At 61.6% G+C, this 17525-nt stretch carries 16 protein-coding genes and 1 tRNA gene; 6 read left to right on the forward strand and 11 right to left on the reverse strand.

From position 1 onward, the window contains the following. Positions 1-11: 11 nt before the first annotated feature. Positions 12-1472 carry an arylsulfotransferase family protein gene (locus INT40_RS03475; protein WP_101569605.1) on the forward strand — a complete coding sequence of 487 codons (1461 nt, stop codon included), beginning with the start codon at positions 12-14 and terminating at the stop codon, positions 1470-1472. Positions 1473-1578: 106 nt separating this feature from the next. Then, complete coding sequence (locus tag INT40_RS03480; protein ID WP_101569604.1) at positions 1579-2352, forward strand: rhomboid family intramembrane serine protease; 774 nt, start codon at positions 1579-1581, stop codon at positions 2350-2352. A 19-nt stretch (positions 2353-2371) separates the two neighbouring features. On the opposite strand, the gene pth is transcribed toward INT40_RS03480, so the two are convergent. From pth to INT40_RS03510, 6 genes are all read right to left on the reverse strand, one after another. Further along, positions 2372-2971: an aminoacyl-tRNA hydrolase gene (gene pth / locus INT40_RS03485; RefSeq protein ID WP_101569603.1), complete on the reverse strand. Its 600-nt coding sequence runs from the start codon at positions 2969-2971 to the stop codon at positions 2372-2374. 173 nt (positions 2972-3144) lie between these two features. Continuing rightward, positions 3145-3780, reverse strand: coding sequence for a 50S ribosomal protein L25/general stress protein Ctc (locus tag INT40_RS03490; protein ID WP_101569602.1), 636 nt, complete (start codon positions 3778-3780; stop codon positions 3145-3147). Between the two features lie 158 nt (positions 3781-3938). After that, entirely contained in the window at positions 3939-4961 is a 1023-nt protein-coding gene (locus tag INT40_RS03495) for an alpha/beta hydrolase (protein ID WP_180958881.1), read from the reverse strand. Positions 4962-5105: 144 nt separating this feature from the next. Continuing rightward, complete coding sequence (locus tag INT40_RS03500) at positions 5106-6077, reverse strand: ribose-phosphate diphosphokinase (RefSeq protein WP_101569600.1); 972 nt, start codon at positions 6075-6077, stop codon at positions 5106-5108. Then, positions 6070-7527, reverse strand: a complete 1458-nt coding sequence (gene glmU, locus INT40_RS03505; RefSeq protein WP_101569599.1) for a bifunctional UDP-N-acetylglucosamine diphosphorylase/glucosamine-1-phosphate N-acetyltransferase GlmU — start codon at positions 7525-7527, stop codon at positions 6070-6072. Before glmU ends, INT40_RS03500 begins: the two co-directional genes overlap by 8 nt. A 33-nt stretch (positions 7528-7560) precedes the next feature. Next, positions 7561-7632: transfer RNA gene (locus INT40_RS03510), tRNA-Gln, on the reverse strand. Between the two features lie 63 nt (positions 7633-7695). On the opposite strand from INT40_RS03510, the gene INT40_RS03515 reads away from it, so the two are divergent. After that, on the forward strand, positions 7696-8118 hold the full coding sequence (locus INT40_RS03515) for a hypothetical protein (protein WP_101569598.1): 423 nt from the start codon (positions 7696-7698) through the stop codon (positions 8116-8118). Between the two features lie 184 nt (positions 8119-8302). Continuing rightward, on the forward strand, positions 8303-10816 hold the full coding sequence (locus tag INT40_RS03520) for a UvrD-helicase domain-containing protein (RefSeq protein ID WP_101569597.1): 2514 nt from the start codon (positions 8303-8305) through the stop codon (positions 10814-10816). Between the two features lie 98 nt (positions 10817-10914). Here the strand turns inward: INT40_RS03520 and INT40_RS03525 are convergent, their stop codons facing one another. The 4 genes from INT40_RS03525 to purN form a co-directional block, all read right to left on the reverse strand. Then, positions 10915-11097 carry an antitoxin gene (locus INT40_RS03525; RefSeq protein ID WP_101569596.1) on the reverse strand — a complete coding sequence of 61 codons (183 nt, stop codon included), beginning with the start codon at positions 11095-11097 and terminating at the stop codon, positions 10915-10917. 139 nt (positions 11098-11236) lie between these two features. Then, complete coding sequence (locus tag INT40_RS03530; protein ID WP_226830707.1) at positions 11237-11473, reverse strand: hypothetical protein; 237 nt, start codon at positions 11471-11473, stop codon at positions 11237-11239. Between the two features lie 106 nt (positions 11474-11579). Next, entirely contained in the window at positions 11580-13163 is a 1584-nt protein-coding gene (gene purH / locus INT40_RS03535) for a bifunctional phosphoribosylaminoimidazolecarboxamide formyltransferase/IMP cyclohydrolase (RefSeq protein WP_193095505.1), read from the reverse strand. A gap of 49 nt (positions 13164-13212) precedes the next feature. Continuing rightward, positions 13213-13833 carry a phosphoribosylglycinamide formyltransferase gene (purN, locus tag INT40_RS03540; protein ID WP_193095506.1) on the reverse strand — a complete coding sequence of 207 codons (621 nt, stop codon included), beginning with the start codon at positions 13831-13833 and terminating at the stop codon, positions 13213-13215. Between the two features lie 105 nt (positions 13834-13938). On the opposite strand from purN, the gene INT40_RS03545 reads away from it, so the two are divergent. Next, complete coding sequence (locus INT40_RS03545; RefSeq protein ID WP_101569592.1) at positions 13939-14391, forward strand: hypothetical protein; 453 nt, start codon at positions 13939-13941, stop codon at positions 14389-14391. A gap of 32 nt (positions 14392-14423) precedes the next feature. Here INT40_RS03545 and INT40_RS03550 read toward each other — a convergent pair whose 3' ends face one another. Further along, positions 14424-15704 carry a DUF6350 family protein gene (locus tag INT40_RS03550; RefSeq protein WP_193095507.1) on the reverse strand — a complete coding sequence of 427 codons (1281 nt, stop codon included), beginning with the start codon at positions 15702-15704 and terminating at the stop codon, positions 14424-14426. A 116-nt stretch (positions 15705-15820) separates the two neighbouring features. On the opposite strand from INT40_RS03550, the gene INT40_RS03555 reads away from it, so the two are divergent. Beyond that, on the forward strand, positions 15821-17479 hold the full coding sequence (locus INT40_RS03555; RefSeq protein ID WP_193095508.1) for a hypothetical protein: 1659 nt from the start codon (positions 15821-15823) through the stop codon (positions 17477-17479). Positions 17480-17525: the final 46 nt, after the last annotated feature.

Here is a 17525-nt window from a genome sequence, read left to right on the forward strand (position 1 = left end):
AAGATGGGGTCATGTCCTACCGCACGCTTCTTGCATCTGTGGCGGCCGCAACGCTGCTCCTGTCAGGATGCACCACCGAAGAGGAAGTCCCCCAACCCGAACGCTGGGACTTCAGCACCAGGCCGGACTTGAACCCGCCGAAGATCGACATCGACGTCAGCTCACAGCCGCCTGAGGAAGAGAACGACCTCAAGACATTCCTCGCGCCCAAGGGACAGGCCGCCGATGATGAGAAGTCCTGGGTCGGTGGGCTCATCCTCGACTCGGCCGGAGAACCGGTCTGGATCCGACACGGGTCGGGCCAGATGTGGGACCTGCGGGTTCAAGAGTACCAGGACGAACCTGTCCTCACCTGGTGGGAAGGGCTGGCCGAGACTCCAGAAACAGCCGGCGAAGTGGTGATGCTCGACGACAGCTACAACGAGATAGCACGGGTGGGCATGGGCGGGGACCTAGCGCACAAGACCGCCGATCTGCACGAAACGACGATCACCGAAGACGGCACGATGCTCCTCCTCTCCTATATCAAGACCCAGACGGATCTCAGCCCCGTCGACGGCCCGAAGGACGGCTGGGTATGGGAAGGAGTGGTCCAGGAGGTCGACATCGCATCCGGTGATCCCGTTGTCGAATGGCGATCGCTCGACGACGTTCCCGTCGACCAGACGCAGTCGAAGATCAAGGATGGCGAAGGCACCGAGGAGGAGCCCTTCGACTACATCCATCTGAATTCGGTGTCAGAGGACGATGACGGCGGCGCACTGCTCGTCTCCGCCCGCAACACCCATGCGATGTATCAACTCGATCGGAAGACGACCGGTCTGAATTGGGTGCTGGGCGGATCGGCCAGCGATTTCGAGATGGGTCAGGGCGCGACCTTCGCCTGGCAGCACGACGCCATCCGCCGCGAAGACGGCACGATCACCCTCTTCGACAACCACGCTGCGCCCCGCCTCGGCGATACCAGAGGGCTGCGCCTCGACGTCGATGAGGGAAAGAAGAAGGTCACTGTCGACACCGAGTACCCTGCCCCCGACGACCGCTCCTCGGGAAGTCAGGGCAATCTGCAGGAACTCGACAACGGCAATGTGTTCATCGGCTGGGGCTCCGAGCCGTACTTCTCGGAATTCACCTCCGACGGCAAGCTTCTCTACGACGCGACATTCACCGGCGGTTCGAACTACCGGGCCTACCGCTTCGACTGGGAGGCAACCCCCTCAGCTCCGCCAACCGCGACGAAGTCCGAACCTAGTGAGGGCATAACGCGAGTGCACATGAGTTGGAACGGAGCCAGCGAGGTTGCAGCCTGGCGCATCCTCAGCGGAGACGACGAGGAGCAGCTTGAAGAGACCGCCGTCGTCGATCGCACCGGCTTCGAAACCGCAGCCGACATCACTCCCGCTGGTTCCCGGATCGTCGTCGAAGCCTTGGACGAGGAGAAGGAACCGATCGGCAGCACGACCGTGGACTGATTCACCGGAGATCTCAGGACTGTAACGGGACTAACGGAACGGACACGATTGTCTCTGAGCCCCGGTTCTTCGGCGTTCTCCAAGCTTCATCACCGACAATTGAGACATGAGTTCCGACCAGTCCCCTCGTTTCTCCGCTGAAGAATCCCAGTACATCTTCGGCAACGATTCATCTGTCCCCAATCCACCCAGGTCAGGCGGCCACCCACCCGCAAAGCCACCCAAAGTCGCCAACCTGCAGACCACTGTCAGCCGCGATCACCGACTCTCACGCTTCGTCCCAGTCCTTGTTCTGCTGGCCATCATGTGGGTCATTGAGATCGTCGACACCATACTTCCCGCCAACCTCGACATGTTCAGTCTGCAGTCGTGGAATCCGCTGTCCCTCTACGGTGTGGTGACGTCTCCCCTGCTGCATGCGGGGTTCGGTCATCTGACGGCCAACACGTTCCCGTTCCTCATTCTCGGCCTGTGCATCGCCGTTGAGGGGGCACGTCGGTTCTGGCTCGTCACCATCATCACGGCGGTGGTATCCGGGCTCGGTGCCTGGTTGACGACGCTGCCGACAGGTCAGCACATCGTCGGCGCCTCCGGCATCGTGTTCGGATTCTTCGGCTACCTGGCGGTGCGCACATGGTTCACCGACGACATGCTTCGCAAAATCGTCTACTTCGCCATCGGCTTCTTCGTCTTCGTCACTTTCGGCGCATCGATGGTCTTCGGGATGCTGCCCCAGGCCAATGGGATCTCCTGGCAGGGCCATCTCTTCGGCTTCGCCGGCGGCGTCTTCGCCGCTTGGATGATCCATCGCAGGAGTCAGAACAATCTCACCTCTGAGAAACGTTCCACCTCTGAAAAGCGGTCCGGCGACGGGAATTGACACCGACTGAGCGCCGCTGTCACTTCGAGTGGTACTTGAGCTGCACCTTTTCAAGGCCCTCGACGATGTACATCTCGACGGCATCTGCGATATCCGAGATGAAGATCGGAAGTGTTTCGCGTTCGTCCTTGGAGAAGGGTTTGAGCACGTAGTCTGCGGTGTCCTGGCGTCCCATGGGCCGTCCGACACCGGCCCGGATGCGAGGATAGCTCTTCGTCCCCAGCGCCGATGTCATCGACCGCAGGCCATTGTGTCCGCCCTCTCCCCCGCCGACCTTCGCCTTGATCGTGTCGAAGGCGATGTCCACATCGTCGTGGACGGCAATGATCCGGTCGGTGTCGATCGAGTAGAAATCGGCGAGCTGCCTCACCGGTCCTCCCGATTCGTTCATATAGCCCGTCGACGTTGCCAGCACCACGCGTGGTCCGGGAACTCCGGGAACCGAGCCTGACGGCAGTCTGGACGTGCCGACGTTGGCACGCAGTTTGGTTCGGGTCAGGTTGACGCCGATGCGGTGTGCGAGTTCGGCGATGACCATCTGCCCGATGTTGTGTCTTGTCGTTTCGTATTTGGGGCCAGGATTGCCCAAGCCGAACACCAGCCATGCTTCATTCGTCATCGTCGTCCTTCGCTCATTCGTCTTCACCGCTCTTCGAGGACACCTGATCTGTCAGGAACCCTGACAGCACATGTGCTCACAGAACGAATTCGGTGGGCCGTTTCGTCAACGACCCACCGAATTCACTTTTCAGGCTGTGCCCAGAAGCTGGGCGCAGACGGAAGAAGTCGAGGTCACTCGTCCTCGGACTTCTCCTCTGCTGCACCTTCGGCCGACTCTTCGGTCGACTCTTCGTCGGTCTCGTCGGCTTCCGACTCGGTGTCCATCTCGGCTTCTTCCGAAACGTTGACGACGAGGAGCTCGGGATCAGCAGCGAGTTCGACGCCTGAAGCCATTTCGACCTGTCCGGCCAGAACGTGCTCACCGGCGGCGCGCCCCTCAATGGTGACCTCGACGTACTCAGGCAGCTTGGTGGCGTCTGCCTTGATGAGGATCGTCGACTCTTCCTGCTGCACCATGGTGCCCGGGGCGGATTCTCCGATGATGTGAACAGGAACGTCAACCTCGACCTTTTCGCCGCGCTTGACGATGATGAGGTCGAGGTGCTCGATCTGACGGGTGACAGCGTCGGTCTGCACGTCGCGAGCAATTGCGAGAACGTTCTTGGCACCGTCGGTGCTTTCGATCTCGAACAGCGCGTTGGCGTGCTTGAGGGCCATCATGGTGGCGTGGCCGTCAACCGAGATGTGCACAGGGTCTCCGCCGTGTCCGTAGACGACTGCGGGGATGCGACCTGCACGACGGGTGCGGCGGGCAGCGCCCTTGCCGAATTCATTGCGGGGTTCGGCGATGAGTTTGAAGTCAGCCATTTTCTCTCCTTCGTGGTGTACTTATCTTGCAAGCACCACGGCGAAACAGCCTTCAACCACAATGTCACTGTCTCAATTCGGCTCCGAGGTGCCGGTCAGTGTTGTGGGTCAGGACCGCGTCGATAACGGAAACATGAGTTTCCCTCGCCGAGGCAACCCTATGATTCTAGGTCACTGTCGTCGGTGACGCCAAGTCGGGCGGTCACAGCTTCAGCACACGCATCGATGCCGGTCTCCGTGAGGAGGATGTCGTAATGGTTCGTGCCGGGCACCTCGACAACGTTCAGCTCTTCCCAGCGCTGCTGGTAGGAGGCCACGAGTTCCGGCGGGTAGAGACCCGGCTCGGAGGCAACGAGGTCACGTTCGGCGAAGAGGAACGTCACCTCGGACTGACGCCGCTGACTGCTCATGATTTGGGCCAGTGCGTTGCGGTAGGCGCCGCCGGTGTACATATCCGCCGAGTCGGCCTGCATCGCCTCAATGGACGTCGACGGCTGGAAGCTGTGATCGTCCTTGGCCGCGAGATCGTAGACGAAGCTCTCCGTGGCCACATTGTCGAGACCATCGACGAAAGCTGGATGGGCGGCGAAGAACGCGAGGTATTCCTCAACCGACGCGAATGACATCGACAACCGTTCGGCGGCCGGCCCGAGGACTGCGGCGATGAGATCGTCGGTGTCAAGATCCTGATCGTTGAGCTCATCGGGTGCTGCGATGTCGACGTCTCCCCCTGCTTCTGGCACCGGCAGGGGAAGTCCTCCGTCGATGAGGACAGGTCCGTGGAAACGGTCGGCCACCTCGGCATCGGAATCGGCACCTGCACCCATACCGGCCAGGGTCATGGCAACGAATCCGCCCATAGAATGTCCGACCAGTGTGACCGGCCCGGGCTCGGCGAAGGCCTCGATGGCGGTGAGGACGTCCTCGGCATGGGCCTTCATGCCGAACGGCGGCCCCAACAGACGAGAGTCGGCACGTCCGCGCAGGTCGGGGCCGATGATGCGCACACCGGGCAGTGAGGAGACCAGCCCGGCGAAGAACAGATGGTTCGAGGTGATTCCGTGGATGACGCACACCGTGGGGACGCGGCCGGGCCCGTAGGCCACGGGTTCCCAGACGCCGACGGACAGCTCGCCGCCGGAGACGCTCACCCGGTACCGGTTGTAATCGTGGGACGACATCGTCACGGTTCCCTCCACTCGGTTGTCTCCAGTGTAGAGCGTCGATCGTTCCCACGGCAGGTGATGGTGCAGATAAGACAGAGCGAACCCCGAGCCGGAATCTCGACTCGGGGTTCGCTTCGGGAGACGCGTTGCGGCTCTGGCTCAGACCTCGAAGAGGCTGGTGACCGATCCGTCTTCGAAGACCTCGTGCACGGCACGGGCGATCAGCGGAGCGATCGAGAGCACGGTGAGCTTGTCGAACATCTTGTCTTCGGTCAGCGGGAGCGTGTTCGTCACGATGACTTCCTGCGCCACGGAGTTCGACAGGCGCTCGACGGCCGGTCCGGAGAACACTGCGTGTGTCGAGACGACGATGACTCCGGTGGCTCCGGCGGCCATGCAGGCGTCGGCGGCCTGGACGATGGTCCCGCCCGTGTCGATCATGTCATCGACGAGGACACAGGTTCGGCCCTCGACCTCACCGACGACACGGTTGGCCTTGGTCTCATTCGGTCGTGTGATGTCGCGAGTCTTGTGGATGAATGCCAGCGGCACTCCACCCAGGGAGTTCGACCAGTTCTCGGCGACCTTGATGCGGCCGGCGTCGGGTGAGACCACCGCCAGCTCGGTCGGGTACTTGTCCTTGACGTAGCCGGCGAGGATCGGCATCGCGATGAGGTGGTCGACCGGTCCGTCGAAGTACCCCTGGATCTGCGCAGTGTGCAGGTCCACGGTGATGATGCGATCGGCACCGGCTGTCTTGTACAAATCGGCCACGAGACGAGCAGAGATGGGCTCACGTCCGCGATGCTTCTTGTCCTGCCTCGCGTAGGGGAAGAACGGTGCGATGACCGTGATCCGCTTGGCCGAGGCACGTTTGAGTGCGTCGACCATGATGAGCTGCTCCATCAGCCATTCGTTGATCGGTGCACAGTGCGACTGGAGGACGAAGACGTCACAGCCGCGGACCGATTCGGAGAACCGGACGTAGATCTCTCCATTGGCAAAGTTGTAAATGTCAGTGGGGAGAAGTTCCGTCCCCAGGTTCTCAGCGACTTGTTCAGCGAGCTCATTGTTCGCGCGCCCGCTGACCAGGACGAGCTTCTTTTCGCTCGCCGTCGTTATTTCATTCACTTGCCGGTTCCCCTTCAGATGCGGCCTCGGCTGCCTGCGCTGCAGGCGTACCGGGGCGGTTGCTGACGACCCAACCCTCCAGGTTACGCTGTGGCGCCACGGTTATGGCAAGCGCTCCCGCAGGGACATCTTTGCGCACAGTTGTGCTCGCACCCGAGTAGGCGCCGTCGCCTACCGTGACAGGGGCAACGTACATGTTGTCCGAGCCCATGCGTGCGTGCTTTCCGACGACGGTGCGGTGCTTGTTGACACCGTCGTAGTTGACGAAGACCGATGCGGCTCCGATGTTGGATCCCTCACCGATCTCGGCATCGCCGACGTAGGACAGGTGCGGCACCTTCGCGCCCCGTCCGATGTCAGCGTTCTTCGTCTCCACGAAGGTGCCGATCTTTCCATCCTCGCCGAGGTTGGTCCCAGGTCGCAGGTACGCGAACGGTCCGACCTTGGCGCCGGCTCCCACAACGGCGAGTTCCGAATGGGTGCGCACAACCTGTGCCCCTGCACCCACCTCGGTGTCCTTGAGCGTTGAGTCGGGGCCGACGACAGCGCCGGTGGCGATATCGGTGGCACCGAGCAGCTGGACTCCGGGAAGGATCGTAACGTCTTCGCCCACGGATACATCCATGTCGATCCAGGTCGTGTCGGGGTCGATGATGGATACGCCTGCACGCATCCACTTTTCGCAGACGCGGCGGTTGAGCTCCTTGCCGAGGTTGGCCAGCTGCACACGGTCGTTGGCACCCTCGACCTGCCACAGGTCTTGGGTGGCGGTGGCGGCCACTGACTGACCAGCATCACGGGAGAATCCGATGACGTCGGTGAGGTATTTCTCACCCTGCGCGTTGTCCGTCGTCAGTGACGCGAGACCGGCCTTCAGTGCCGAGGCGTCGAAGGCGTAGATTCCGGAGTTGATCTCTCGAATGCTGCGCTGGTCATCGCTGGCGTCCTTCTGCTCGACGATGCGCAGCAAGGCTCCGGAGGCGTCGCGGACGATGCGTCCGTACCCGTTGGGGTCGTCGACTTCGGCAGAGAGGACCGTCACGGCATTGTGGGAGGACTCGTGGACCTCGACGAGGTTGTTGATCGTGTCAGTCGTGAGAAGGGGCACATCGCCGTAGGTCACGACCACTGTACCGTCGAGGTCATCTGGCAGCTGTGTCAGCGCGCACTCGGTGGCGCGGCCGGTGCCGGGGACCTCGTCCTGATCGGCGATGAGGACTGTCTGCGTCGAATTGATCGGCAGGGACTCGAGATGGGAGATGAGCTGGTCGCGTTCATGCCTGACGACGACGACGAGGTGTTCCGGAGTGGCACCGGCTGCCGCCGCGATGGAGTGGTGGAGCAGGGAGCGTCCGCCGATCGGGTGCAGAACCTTCGGCAGCGTTGACTTCATACGGGTGCCCTGGCCTGCGGCCAGAACGATGACGGCGATGGGTCTGGTCTGCGACATCTGTTGAATCCTTCGCAAGTCGGATTGGGCCAGCTCCGCCCATAGGATTCGAACCTATACCACACGGCTCCAAAGGCCGGCGTGCTGCCATTACACCAGGGCGGAACAGCGTGCACCAGTTGAGGGCCCGCGCTCACGAGACACCATCATGCCACTACGATGAACCGTATGGAAATTCTTCGCGAGATTTTAGTTGCTCTGCACCTCATTGGAATGGCGATCATCGTGGGTGGGTATTTCTCCCTCATTCGCACTCCCAAAGTTGCTCCCGGCATGCTGCACGGCTCTTATCTTCAGCTGATCACCGGTCTTCTCCTGCTCACCATCGCTGAGATGGGTTCGGGCGAAGTCAACCACATGAAGATCGGCATCAAACTCCTGATTGCGATTCTCGTCACCGTCTTCGCATTCATCGGCAACAAGAAGCAGAAGGCCTTCGCTGCCGGATCTTCGACTGCTGGGGTCGCACCCGCTGGAGGCGGCGCCGATGGAACCGTGGCGACCGCGGTGAAGAACCCTTCGGCGACGATGGCGCACCTCGTATTCGCTGGAGCGATCATCAACGTGTTGGTGGCCGTCTTCGTCCACTGATCTTCGAATCTCAACTTTCGTTGAGCCGGCTCCGCCCCGTTCGCACCGCTGTTCGCGATCGGGGCGGAGCCTTTTCTCTGCTCGCCCCGCTGCACTCTCCTCGGCTTCCTGCTCCGTACTTTCTTCGCCCATCTGATCCGTACTTTTCACTGCGTCAGCGGCTGACGGTATCGTTGATCCGGACATGACTGCTGCAGCTGAAAACATCGAAGAAGCCACTCCGGGAGCCGACTCACGTGCGGCCGAACTCGTCACCGGACTCAACCCACGACAGCGTGAGGCCGTTGCCCACACGGGCTCCCCCCTCCTCATCGTGGCGGGCGCCGGATCAGGAAAGACGACCGTCCTGACCAGGCGCATCGCCTATGCGCTGGCCACCGGTCGGGCCCATCCCGGTGAGGTCCTGGCGATCACGTTCACGAACAAGGCCGCCAAGGAGATGGCTGAGCGCGTGCGCTCCATCGTCGGTCCGGCATCGCGAGCGATGTGGGTCTCGACCTTCCACTCCTCTTGTGTACGGATCCTCCGCCGCGAGGCGAAGGTGCTGGGCATGAAGACCAACTTCACGATCTACGATGCCCAGGATGCTCAACGGCTCGTGTCTCAGATCCTCAAGGAACTGGGAATCGACACGAAGAAGTACACGCCTCGGTCGATGCTGCACAGAATCTCCAATCTCAAGAACGATCTGCAGACGCCCGATGACTTCATGCCCCGGCCGAACAATCCCGCCGATGAGGTCCTCGCCGATGTGTTCAGGCGATACACCTCTCGCCTGCGCCTAGCCAATGCTTTCGACTTCGATGACCTCATTGCTGAGACCGTTCATCTCTTCGGCGCCTTTCCTGAGGTCGCCGACTTCTATCGCCGACGGTTCCGACACATCCTCGTCGACGAGTACCAGGACACGAACCCGGCCCAGTATGCGCTCATCAAGTCTCTCGCCGGCAACGGCGCCGGTGGTGCCACCGGGGCTGAGCTGACGGTCGTCGGTGACGCCGACCAGTCGATCTATGCCTTTCGCGGGGCGACAGTGCGCAATATCGTGGAGTTCGAGAAGGACTTCCCCGATGCGGAGACGATTCTGCTGGAGCAGAACTATCGCTCCACGCAGAACATCCTCGATGCTGCCAACGCTGTGATCTCGAACAATCAGGACCGCAAGGACAAGAAACTGTGGACCTCAGAGGGCACGGGCGAATCCATCGTCGGCTGGGTGGCGGAGAATGAGCAGTCCGAAGCTCGCTTCATCGTCGACCGTGTCGACGAGCTCATCGACAATGAGAAGTACACATATGGTGACTTCGCGGTCTTCTACCGCACCAATGCTCAGTCCCGTGCCATTGAGGATGCTCTGGTCCGCTCGGGCATTCCCTATAAGGTCGTCGGCGGCACACGGTTCTACGAACGTAAGGAGATCAAGGATGCTCTCGCATATCTACGTGTAGTCGCCAATCCGGATGACGATGTGAATCTGCGGCGCATCCTCAACGTTCCCAAGCGAGCCATCGGTGATCGCACCGAGGGCATCGTCGCTGACTTCGCCGACCGTGAGGGCATCAGCTTCTACACGGCGCTGGGACGCCTTGATGAGATAGTCCATCTGTCCGCCCGGGCAAAGGCCTCCGTGTCGAAGTTCTACGATCTCATGCGAGATCTGGCAGCCATTGCCGAAGCGGCTCCACTGTCGCGGGTCATCGAGGCGATTCTCGAGCAGAGCGGCTACCTTGAGTCGTTGCAGAAGAGCACAGACCCGCAGGACGAATCGCGTGTTGATAACCTCGCCGAACTCGTGGCCGTGGCCGAGGACTTCGTCGCCACACAGGCCATGGCCGGCACCGGCGATGACGACGATGAGCCCGAGGTGGAACCACAGGCGGAGACTGAAGCGCAGGCGGAGACTGAGGCTGAGGTTGCTCCTGAGGTCGAGGCTGTTCCTGAGGCTGAAGATGAGGAGTCTCCCACGTCGGGCGGTTCCTCGATCGAGGCCTTCCTAGAGCAGGTGGCGCTGGCCTCGGACACGGATCAGATCCCTGATGCCGAACTCGGTCAGGTCACGCTCATGACCCTGCACACGGCGAAGGGCCTGGAGTTCCCGGTCGTCTTCCTCACCGGCCTCGAAGACGGTGGCTTCCCGCACGCTCGTTCCTTCGAGAATCCCAATGAGCTCTCAGAGGAGCGTCGTCTGGCCTATGTGGGTCTGACCCGGGCTCGACAGCGCCTGATCGTGACTCGGGCGGAGACTCGCAGCATGTGGGGACAGCCGCAGTACAACCCGCCGAGCCGGTTCCTCTCTGAAATTCCCGAGAGTCTCATCGAATGGGAGAACACCGGCACCTTCTCATCCAGCGGCGGCGGATTCTCTTCCGGCGGCTATGGCGGGGGAAGCCTCGGCGGCTACAGCGGCTCGCGCGGCGGCGGGTTCGGTTCCTCACGCGGATCCGGCTCTTCGTCTCGCTCGCGCTCAAGCTCTGCGAACTCTTCGTCGCCTGTGGCCGGTTTCCCGAATCGGATTCGACCCAACCGAGAGGTCATCACCGTATCGGTGGGCGAGAAGGTCTCACATGAGTCCTTCGGTCTTGGAACCGTGACAGAGGTCAAAGGTGTCGGCGATAAGACAGTGGCCGTCGTCGACTTCGGCTCCCTGGGCACGAAACGACTCTTGCTGCGCTACGCCCCCATCGAAAAGCTCGGCTGACAACCGGGCACGGACCTGGAGACATAAATGAAGCGCCGAGGTGAAAATAATTTCACCTCGGCGCTTTTCCATGCCGGACGCGGCGATGGATTCAAAAATCAGTCGTTGCCAATTTTTCCGTCGACTCCGTCGCGACCCTTGTTGATCTGGTCGTCGAACTTGCCGCCGGTCTTGTCATTGGCGAAGTCAGTAGCCTTATCAAGACCCTTGTCGCTGAACTCTTCACCCTTGTCGCTGTTCATGGCGTCCTTGGCTTTGTTTGTAAGATCGTCGAGTCCCATACTGTCTCCCTTCAATGGAAAAGGTTCTTGCGAACCTTCTTACACCAATCACCCTGCCACTTATCGGACGCGGGTGTAACCGAATCTTCCCGCTTCTCAGCAAATGCACAAAAAGACTGTGGTTCGGCTTGCGGCAGGTTCAGCGTGACTCCGGAACTACGAACGCCAATGCCACGAGAACCACGGCGAAAAACAGCCCGGTTCCAATGTCGACGCTCTTCGACCGGTTGGTCCAGACCTCTTCCCACGGCTCCGGCATCGCACGCATCATCGCCAGCCCGGCCGGCACGACAGCCAAAACGATCGCACCGAGTCGGAAATCGATGATGGTGCATGCGGCTGCGATCAGGATTCCCAGCAGGCATGCCAATAGCACCCAGTCGCGGAGTACAGGGTTTGCGTAGCGCCGTTTCCAATAGATCCAGCGTTTGGCGATCGGGCCGCGCCCACGCCTGGCATGGCGTGGGTGGGCCTTCCCCTTCTCAGTGGAAGAAATGGCGGCTCCCGGTCAGGTACATGGTGATCCCCGCCTTCTCTGCCGCTTCGACGACCTCATCATCGCGGATCGAACCACCGGGCTGCACAACCGCGCTGATGCCGGCATCGATGAGGATCTGCAGTCCGTCTGCGAACGGGAAGAAGGCGTCCGAGGCGGCCACGGCCCCGGTCGCTCGCTCCTCACCGGCACGTTCAACGGCCAGCTTCGCGGAATCGACCCGGTTGACCTGCCCCATCCCCACGCCCACGGACGCACCGTCCTTGGCCACGAGAATGGCATTGGACTTCACTGCACGGCAGGCCTTCCAGGCGAATTCCAGGTCGGCCAGAACCTCGGCAGTCGCGGCATTGCCTGCGGCCAGTGTCCAGTTCTCCGCAGCATCGCCGTCGGCCTGGAATGCATCGCGGTCTTGGACGAGGAACCCGCCGGTGATCGGCTTGATCTCCGAGGGCGCGAAGTCGACGTCGCCGAGTTCAAGCAGGCGCAGGTTCTTCTTGCCCGACAAAAGCTCCAGGGCTTCGGGCGAGAATGAGGGGGCGGCCAGGCACTCAGTGAAGATCGGCTTGATCGAAGCGGCCAGTTCGGCGTCGACCTCACGGTTGGCCGCGATGACGCCGCCGTAGGCGGACAGAGAGTCGCATTCGTGGGCTGCCTTGTGTGCGGCGGCTGCCGTATCGGCCACAGCGATCCCACAGGGGTTGGCGTGCTTGATGATTGCCACAGCCGGACGGTCGAAGTCGAAGGCCGCGCGAATGGCAGCATCGGTGTCCGTGTAGTTGTTGTAGGACATCGCCTTGCCGCCGAGGAGTTTCGCACCGGCGATTCCACGGGTTCCGTCGGAGTACACCGCCGCTGCCTGGTGGGGGTTCTCGCCGTAGCGCAGGTCCCTCAGCTTCTCCCCCGTCACTCCGGCGAAGGCCGGCTGACCGGCAGCCGCGGCCGCTTCGTCGGTTCCCGCTTCTTCTGCACCGGAAGTGAGTTCGGCGGCGAACCAGGAGGCCACGGCCGTGTCATAGGCCGCGGTGTGAGCAAATGCTCGAGCGGCGAACCCGCGCCTGGCGTCAAGGTCGAAGCCCTGGCCCTGTGCCGCTTCGATGACGGCGGGGTAATCGCTGGGATCGGTGATGACGGACACGCTCGGGTGGTTCTTCGCCGCAGCCCGCACCATGGAGGGGCCACCGATGTCGATCTGCTCTACGCAGTCGTCGAAGTCGGCGCCGCTGGCCACCGTCTCGGCGAAGGGGTAGAGGTTGACGATGACGAGGTCGAAGGGTTCGATCTCGAGCTCATCGAGCTGGCTCATATGATCCGGCTTGCGCGAATCGGCGAGGATGCCGGCGTGGACCCGCGGGTGCAGGGTCTTGACTCGGCCTTCGAGGCATTCTGGGAACCCTGTCAGGTCTTCGACCTTCGTGACTGCAGCGCCCGCCTCGGCGATCTTCGCTGCTGTCGAACCGGTGGACACGATCTGCACTCCGGCGGCTTGCAGTCCGCGGGCAAGGTCCTCCAATCCCGATTTGTCGTAGACGCTGACGAGCGCTCTCTTGATCGCGCGGGTTCCTGTCACAAGTCCTCCTTGAAGGCTCGATTGCCGTTTCGTGCGGTTGGTGAGTAGGTCAGGACGAAGACGCCGAGGTGGCATATCCGCTGACATGCCGTCCATCGATGACGAGGTCGTGATGGGCGAGGTGGGTCAGGAGGCGGACAAGTTCCGACCGCTCCTGAGTCTTGATGCGTTCGTGCACCGTATCTTCGGTGTCTTCGTCGCTGATGGGAACAGCGAACTGGGTGATGATCGGACCCGTATCGACCCCGGAGTCAACGAGGTGGATGGTGCCGCCGGTGATGCGCACACCGTGGGCGAGGGCATCACGGACACCGTGGGCGCCGGGGAAGGCCGGCAGCAGGGCCGGATGTGTGTTGATGATGCGATCGCGAAAGGCCGCGATGAACGAGGACCCGAGGATCCGCATGAAACCGGCCGAGACCACCCAGTCGGGTGACAGGTCTGCCACAGCATCCCGCAGGCGGAGATTCCAATCCTCACGGCTCGCGCAGTCCTTGGGTGCCACGACGAAGGTGGGGATCGAATGCGCTTTCGCCCGGTCGAGAACACCCGCCGTCTGTGAGTCGGAACCGACTCCGACTATCTCAACGCCACGACCCGATGTGGCGAAGGCGTCGATGACTGCCTGTGTGAGGGTACCCGAGCCGGATGCCAGAAGAACGATGCGCACAGTCCCATTCTAACGTTTGAATCATCGGCTGTCGGTCACAGCATCAGAATGCGGACTCCGGTGGCCGCCAAGGTTTTTGTCAGTGGACTATGACAAACTATTGCTGTGACGTCACCAAACAATACTGAAGAGAAAAGCGCGCCCACTCCCGAAGAGGAGAAGCAGGCCGCGCCCGCTCGACACGGCCTAGTCCTGATCCTGCTGATCCTCGCCTCGGTCCTGACGTTCACGTATCCGCTGCCGTTCAAGGTTGCGGCGATCGCCTTCGCCATTGCCGCCGTCGTCTGGTCGATCCGTTACATCATCGCCGTGGTCAAGGCGAAGCAGAAGCGCAATATGTCGCTTGGGATCCTAGGCGGATTGCTCGCCGTCTACCTCATCTTCTCGACGATGTCGTCCGTCGTCCTCTGGCCCGTCCAGTCGAAGTATGAAGAGTGCGTGCGCGATGCCATCACACAGCAGGCGCAGCTGTCCTGCACGACGGAATATCAGACCGGCCTCGGCGACTGGTTCAAGCAGATCACCGGCCAGGACCTGGACCTGCCCGGCACAAAGTAGGACATCCTCGGCCGAGAGGCCGTTGATTCGGCTCAGTCCTCGTCCCAATAATCGGCGTGTCGTTCATCGGCGATGCGACCGAAGGGTTCCTCGTCTTCATCGAAACCGTCCCGATCGCCGGAAGATCCGGACCCGGTCTGCATGTCCGAGAGCCTGGTCAGGAGCAGGCCTCCAGCCATCCCCACCGTGAGCCATGCAGTGATGACCAGCGCAGACGTCAGCGCCGAGGGCCCGAACGCAGACAGACCCAACGGGCCCATGGCCCCTCGCGCGAAGAGCGCGAGGACCTGAAGCACGACGAAGCATTTGATCGCCGCAGTGACCAGCCCTGCCCACGAACCCATCATCACCAGACGGGCATGATCGCGACCGAGAATGACGCTGAGGACTCCCAACAGAACGAGCAGCACTGGTGCCGCGTTCGTCCACGCCGGATAATCACCGACGAGCAGCTGGAGCACCGGGACGTGCGGAATCGGTCCGGCCGCAGTCTGGAATACCGAACTCAGTGCCCCGTCGCCCACGCTCACTCCAGTGCCTGCGATCCAGGACAGCGAGGCGTAGAAGATTCCTGGGGCGAAGAGAATCTGAATGATCAGCAGGCCCACACCTGCAGACAGCGGTGAGCTGTAGATCTGCAGTGACTGGGCCAATTCGTTCCACCTCAGTACGATGCCGGTGGCGATGACGAGCACCGACAGGAATGCCGCACCCCAGAGTAGCCGCTTGACCAGTTGTGCACCGGCAACCCAAGCATCGCTGTCGAGATTGTGCAATCGCGGGATATCGTCGACACCGCGAACCCACATATATCCGGCCGCAGAGGCGGACAGCAGCATGAGAATCAGCCGGAGGAGGCCCCCTGGTGTCAGGGTTCCCTCCCCCAGAAGAAGGGTCAGAGCGATCAACGGGACGGCATAGGCAATGATGTAGGTCCCCAAGGCGAGGAGCATCTGCTTCCACCATGAAGGCTCCATGATGTCGCTGTCCTCTGGCTCTGCTTCTGTGAAGCCGGCGACCAGGCGTTTGGCCCCGGCGGCGAAGAAGAACCACAGGCCCAGTGTGATCAGGCTCGGTGCCAGCGAGAAGTCAAAGCCCATCGTGGACACGCTCAGGCCGTGCGCGATGCCCCACATGGCGAATGCCCACTCGGGGATGATCGAATACGGCAGCTGCGAGCCGAGTCCGATGATCCAGAAGACAGTGGCGATGACGAAGGCCGCGGGGACGGCGATGAGGTCGATTCGCAGTGCCTCCAGCAGGCCCAGCAGGACTGGATGGCGATGGGTTCGGGGGTGAGGAGAAGTGTGCATCTCTCCCATTTTCGCTGACACGGTGCTCGCTTCCTGGTATTGACCACGCGATTCTCTTCTGTGGGAAGTACAATTGCGCCAGGACACGCTTGTAGACACGAAGGATGCAGCCAACGATGAGCAACGGGAACGACGAACCGAATTTCCCGCCACCTCCCATGAACCCTCCCGAGAACAACAGAACGGGACCCGGTGCGGAGACGTCGGCGAGCAACACTACTGATGATTCGGTGGACTCAAGCAGCTCAGGCCCGCAGGCACCAGCCAGCGGATCCGAACCAGCTCCGTCCTACCGCGACGATCAGGCCCCTCCGTTCGCCGCGAACGATCAGGGCCACAGCAATCAGCCGGCCCAGCCGAACCCACCTGAGCAGAACCAACCGCCGCGCCCCGAGGTGCAGCAGGCCAGCTCGAACCAGGCCCCAAACTACACCGGCGGCCAACAGTATGGCGGCCAGCAGCAGCCGGGTCAGTACCAGGGCGGTCAGTACCAAGGCGGCGCACCCTACCCAGGTGGCCCCTACCAGCAAGGTCAGCAGGGACAGCCGGGTCAGCAAGCGCCTGGTCAACCCGGGCATTACCAGACCGTCTCGGGATCCGATGGGCATCGGACTGGCTCAGGCCCGGGTCAGTCACAGGCGATCCCCCAGCCAGCGCCGGCTCCAGGCTTCGCCGGTTCTGCAGCGACCGCGACCCGTGCCGATGCCCGCCCCGAGAAGAAGAGCAGGATGCCGCTCTTCATCGCTCTGGGTGCGGTGGCTCTCGTCATCATTCTCGTCCTCGTCGGTTTCCTCGTCGTCAACACGGTCAACAAGAACAACTACGGACCCGACAAGGTTGCCGAAGACTACGTGTCCGCGCTGAGCAAGGGTGACTTCGCTGCAGCTGAGAAGATCGCGCCCTCGCCTCGTCCGGAAGGAACGAACCTGGACCTCCTGTCCAAGGAGTTCACCGATGCGTCCTCGACGAAGGTCGAGAATGCGAAGGTCGAGTCTTCGAAGGTCAAAGACGAGAAGGGCACAGTCGTCGTCTCCTACGGTCTCGACGGCACCAAGTACAACGTCGTGCTGAAGGCGAAGAAGGACGGCAAGCAGGATCTGTTCTTCGACAAATGGACCCTGACGGGCCCTGCGCTCAACGTGATCTCACTCGACATTCCGGGCACCGATGGTCTCAGCGTCAACGGCAAGGATTACAAGGCGGAGCCGGGCACCACGTCCTTCGCAGTGTATCCGGGCAACTATGACTTCCAGATCCCCAAGAGCAAATGGGTCGGAGAGGCCAAGGACACCGCAGCGGTGAACTTCCCTCAGGCCTTTGCTCCGGGTGAGAAGCCGAACAATGATGAGGTGTCTCCGATGACGCTCAATCTTGATCTTGCACCGACGAGCGCCTTCCAGAAGGAAGTTCAGAAACAGGTCGAGAAGGAGCTCAAGAAGTGCTTCGACAACAAGGACATCAAACCCAAGTGCAAGTTCATCAAGTTCGATCCCACTGAGATCCCTGTCGGCGGCTCAGATAAGAAGCTGGCCGATCTGGCGAAGAAGAACACCGCCAAGTGGAACATGAAGGACATGCCCCAGGTTGATGCGAGCTTCGGATCGGGTGACACGAACTCCGGCTCGTTCTTCACCAAGAAGCCGGGCAAGTTCGACTTCAGCGTGCAGGGCAAGAAGGCCGGTTCGTCGTACTTCTCCAACGGCAACCCGCTGTCCGTCTCCGGCACAGTGAAAATCGATGGCGACAAGCTCTCGGTCGAGTTCTTCGACTTCTGATTCCAGCCGTCGACGACGTTCGTCGCTGACCTCGCCGAGGTGGTCC

The organism is Brevibacterium sp. FME17, from assembly GCF_014897515.1.
Classification (GTDB): Bacteria; Actinomycetota; Actinomycetes; order Actinomycetales; family Brevibacteriaceae; genus Brevibacterium.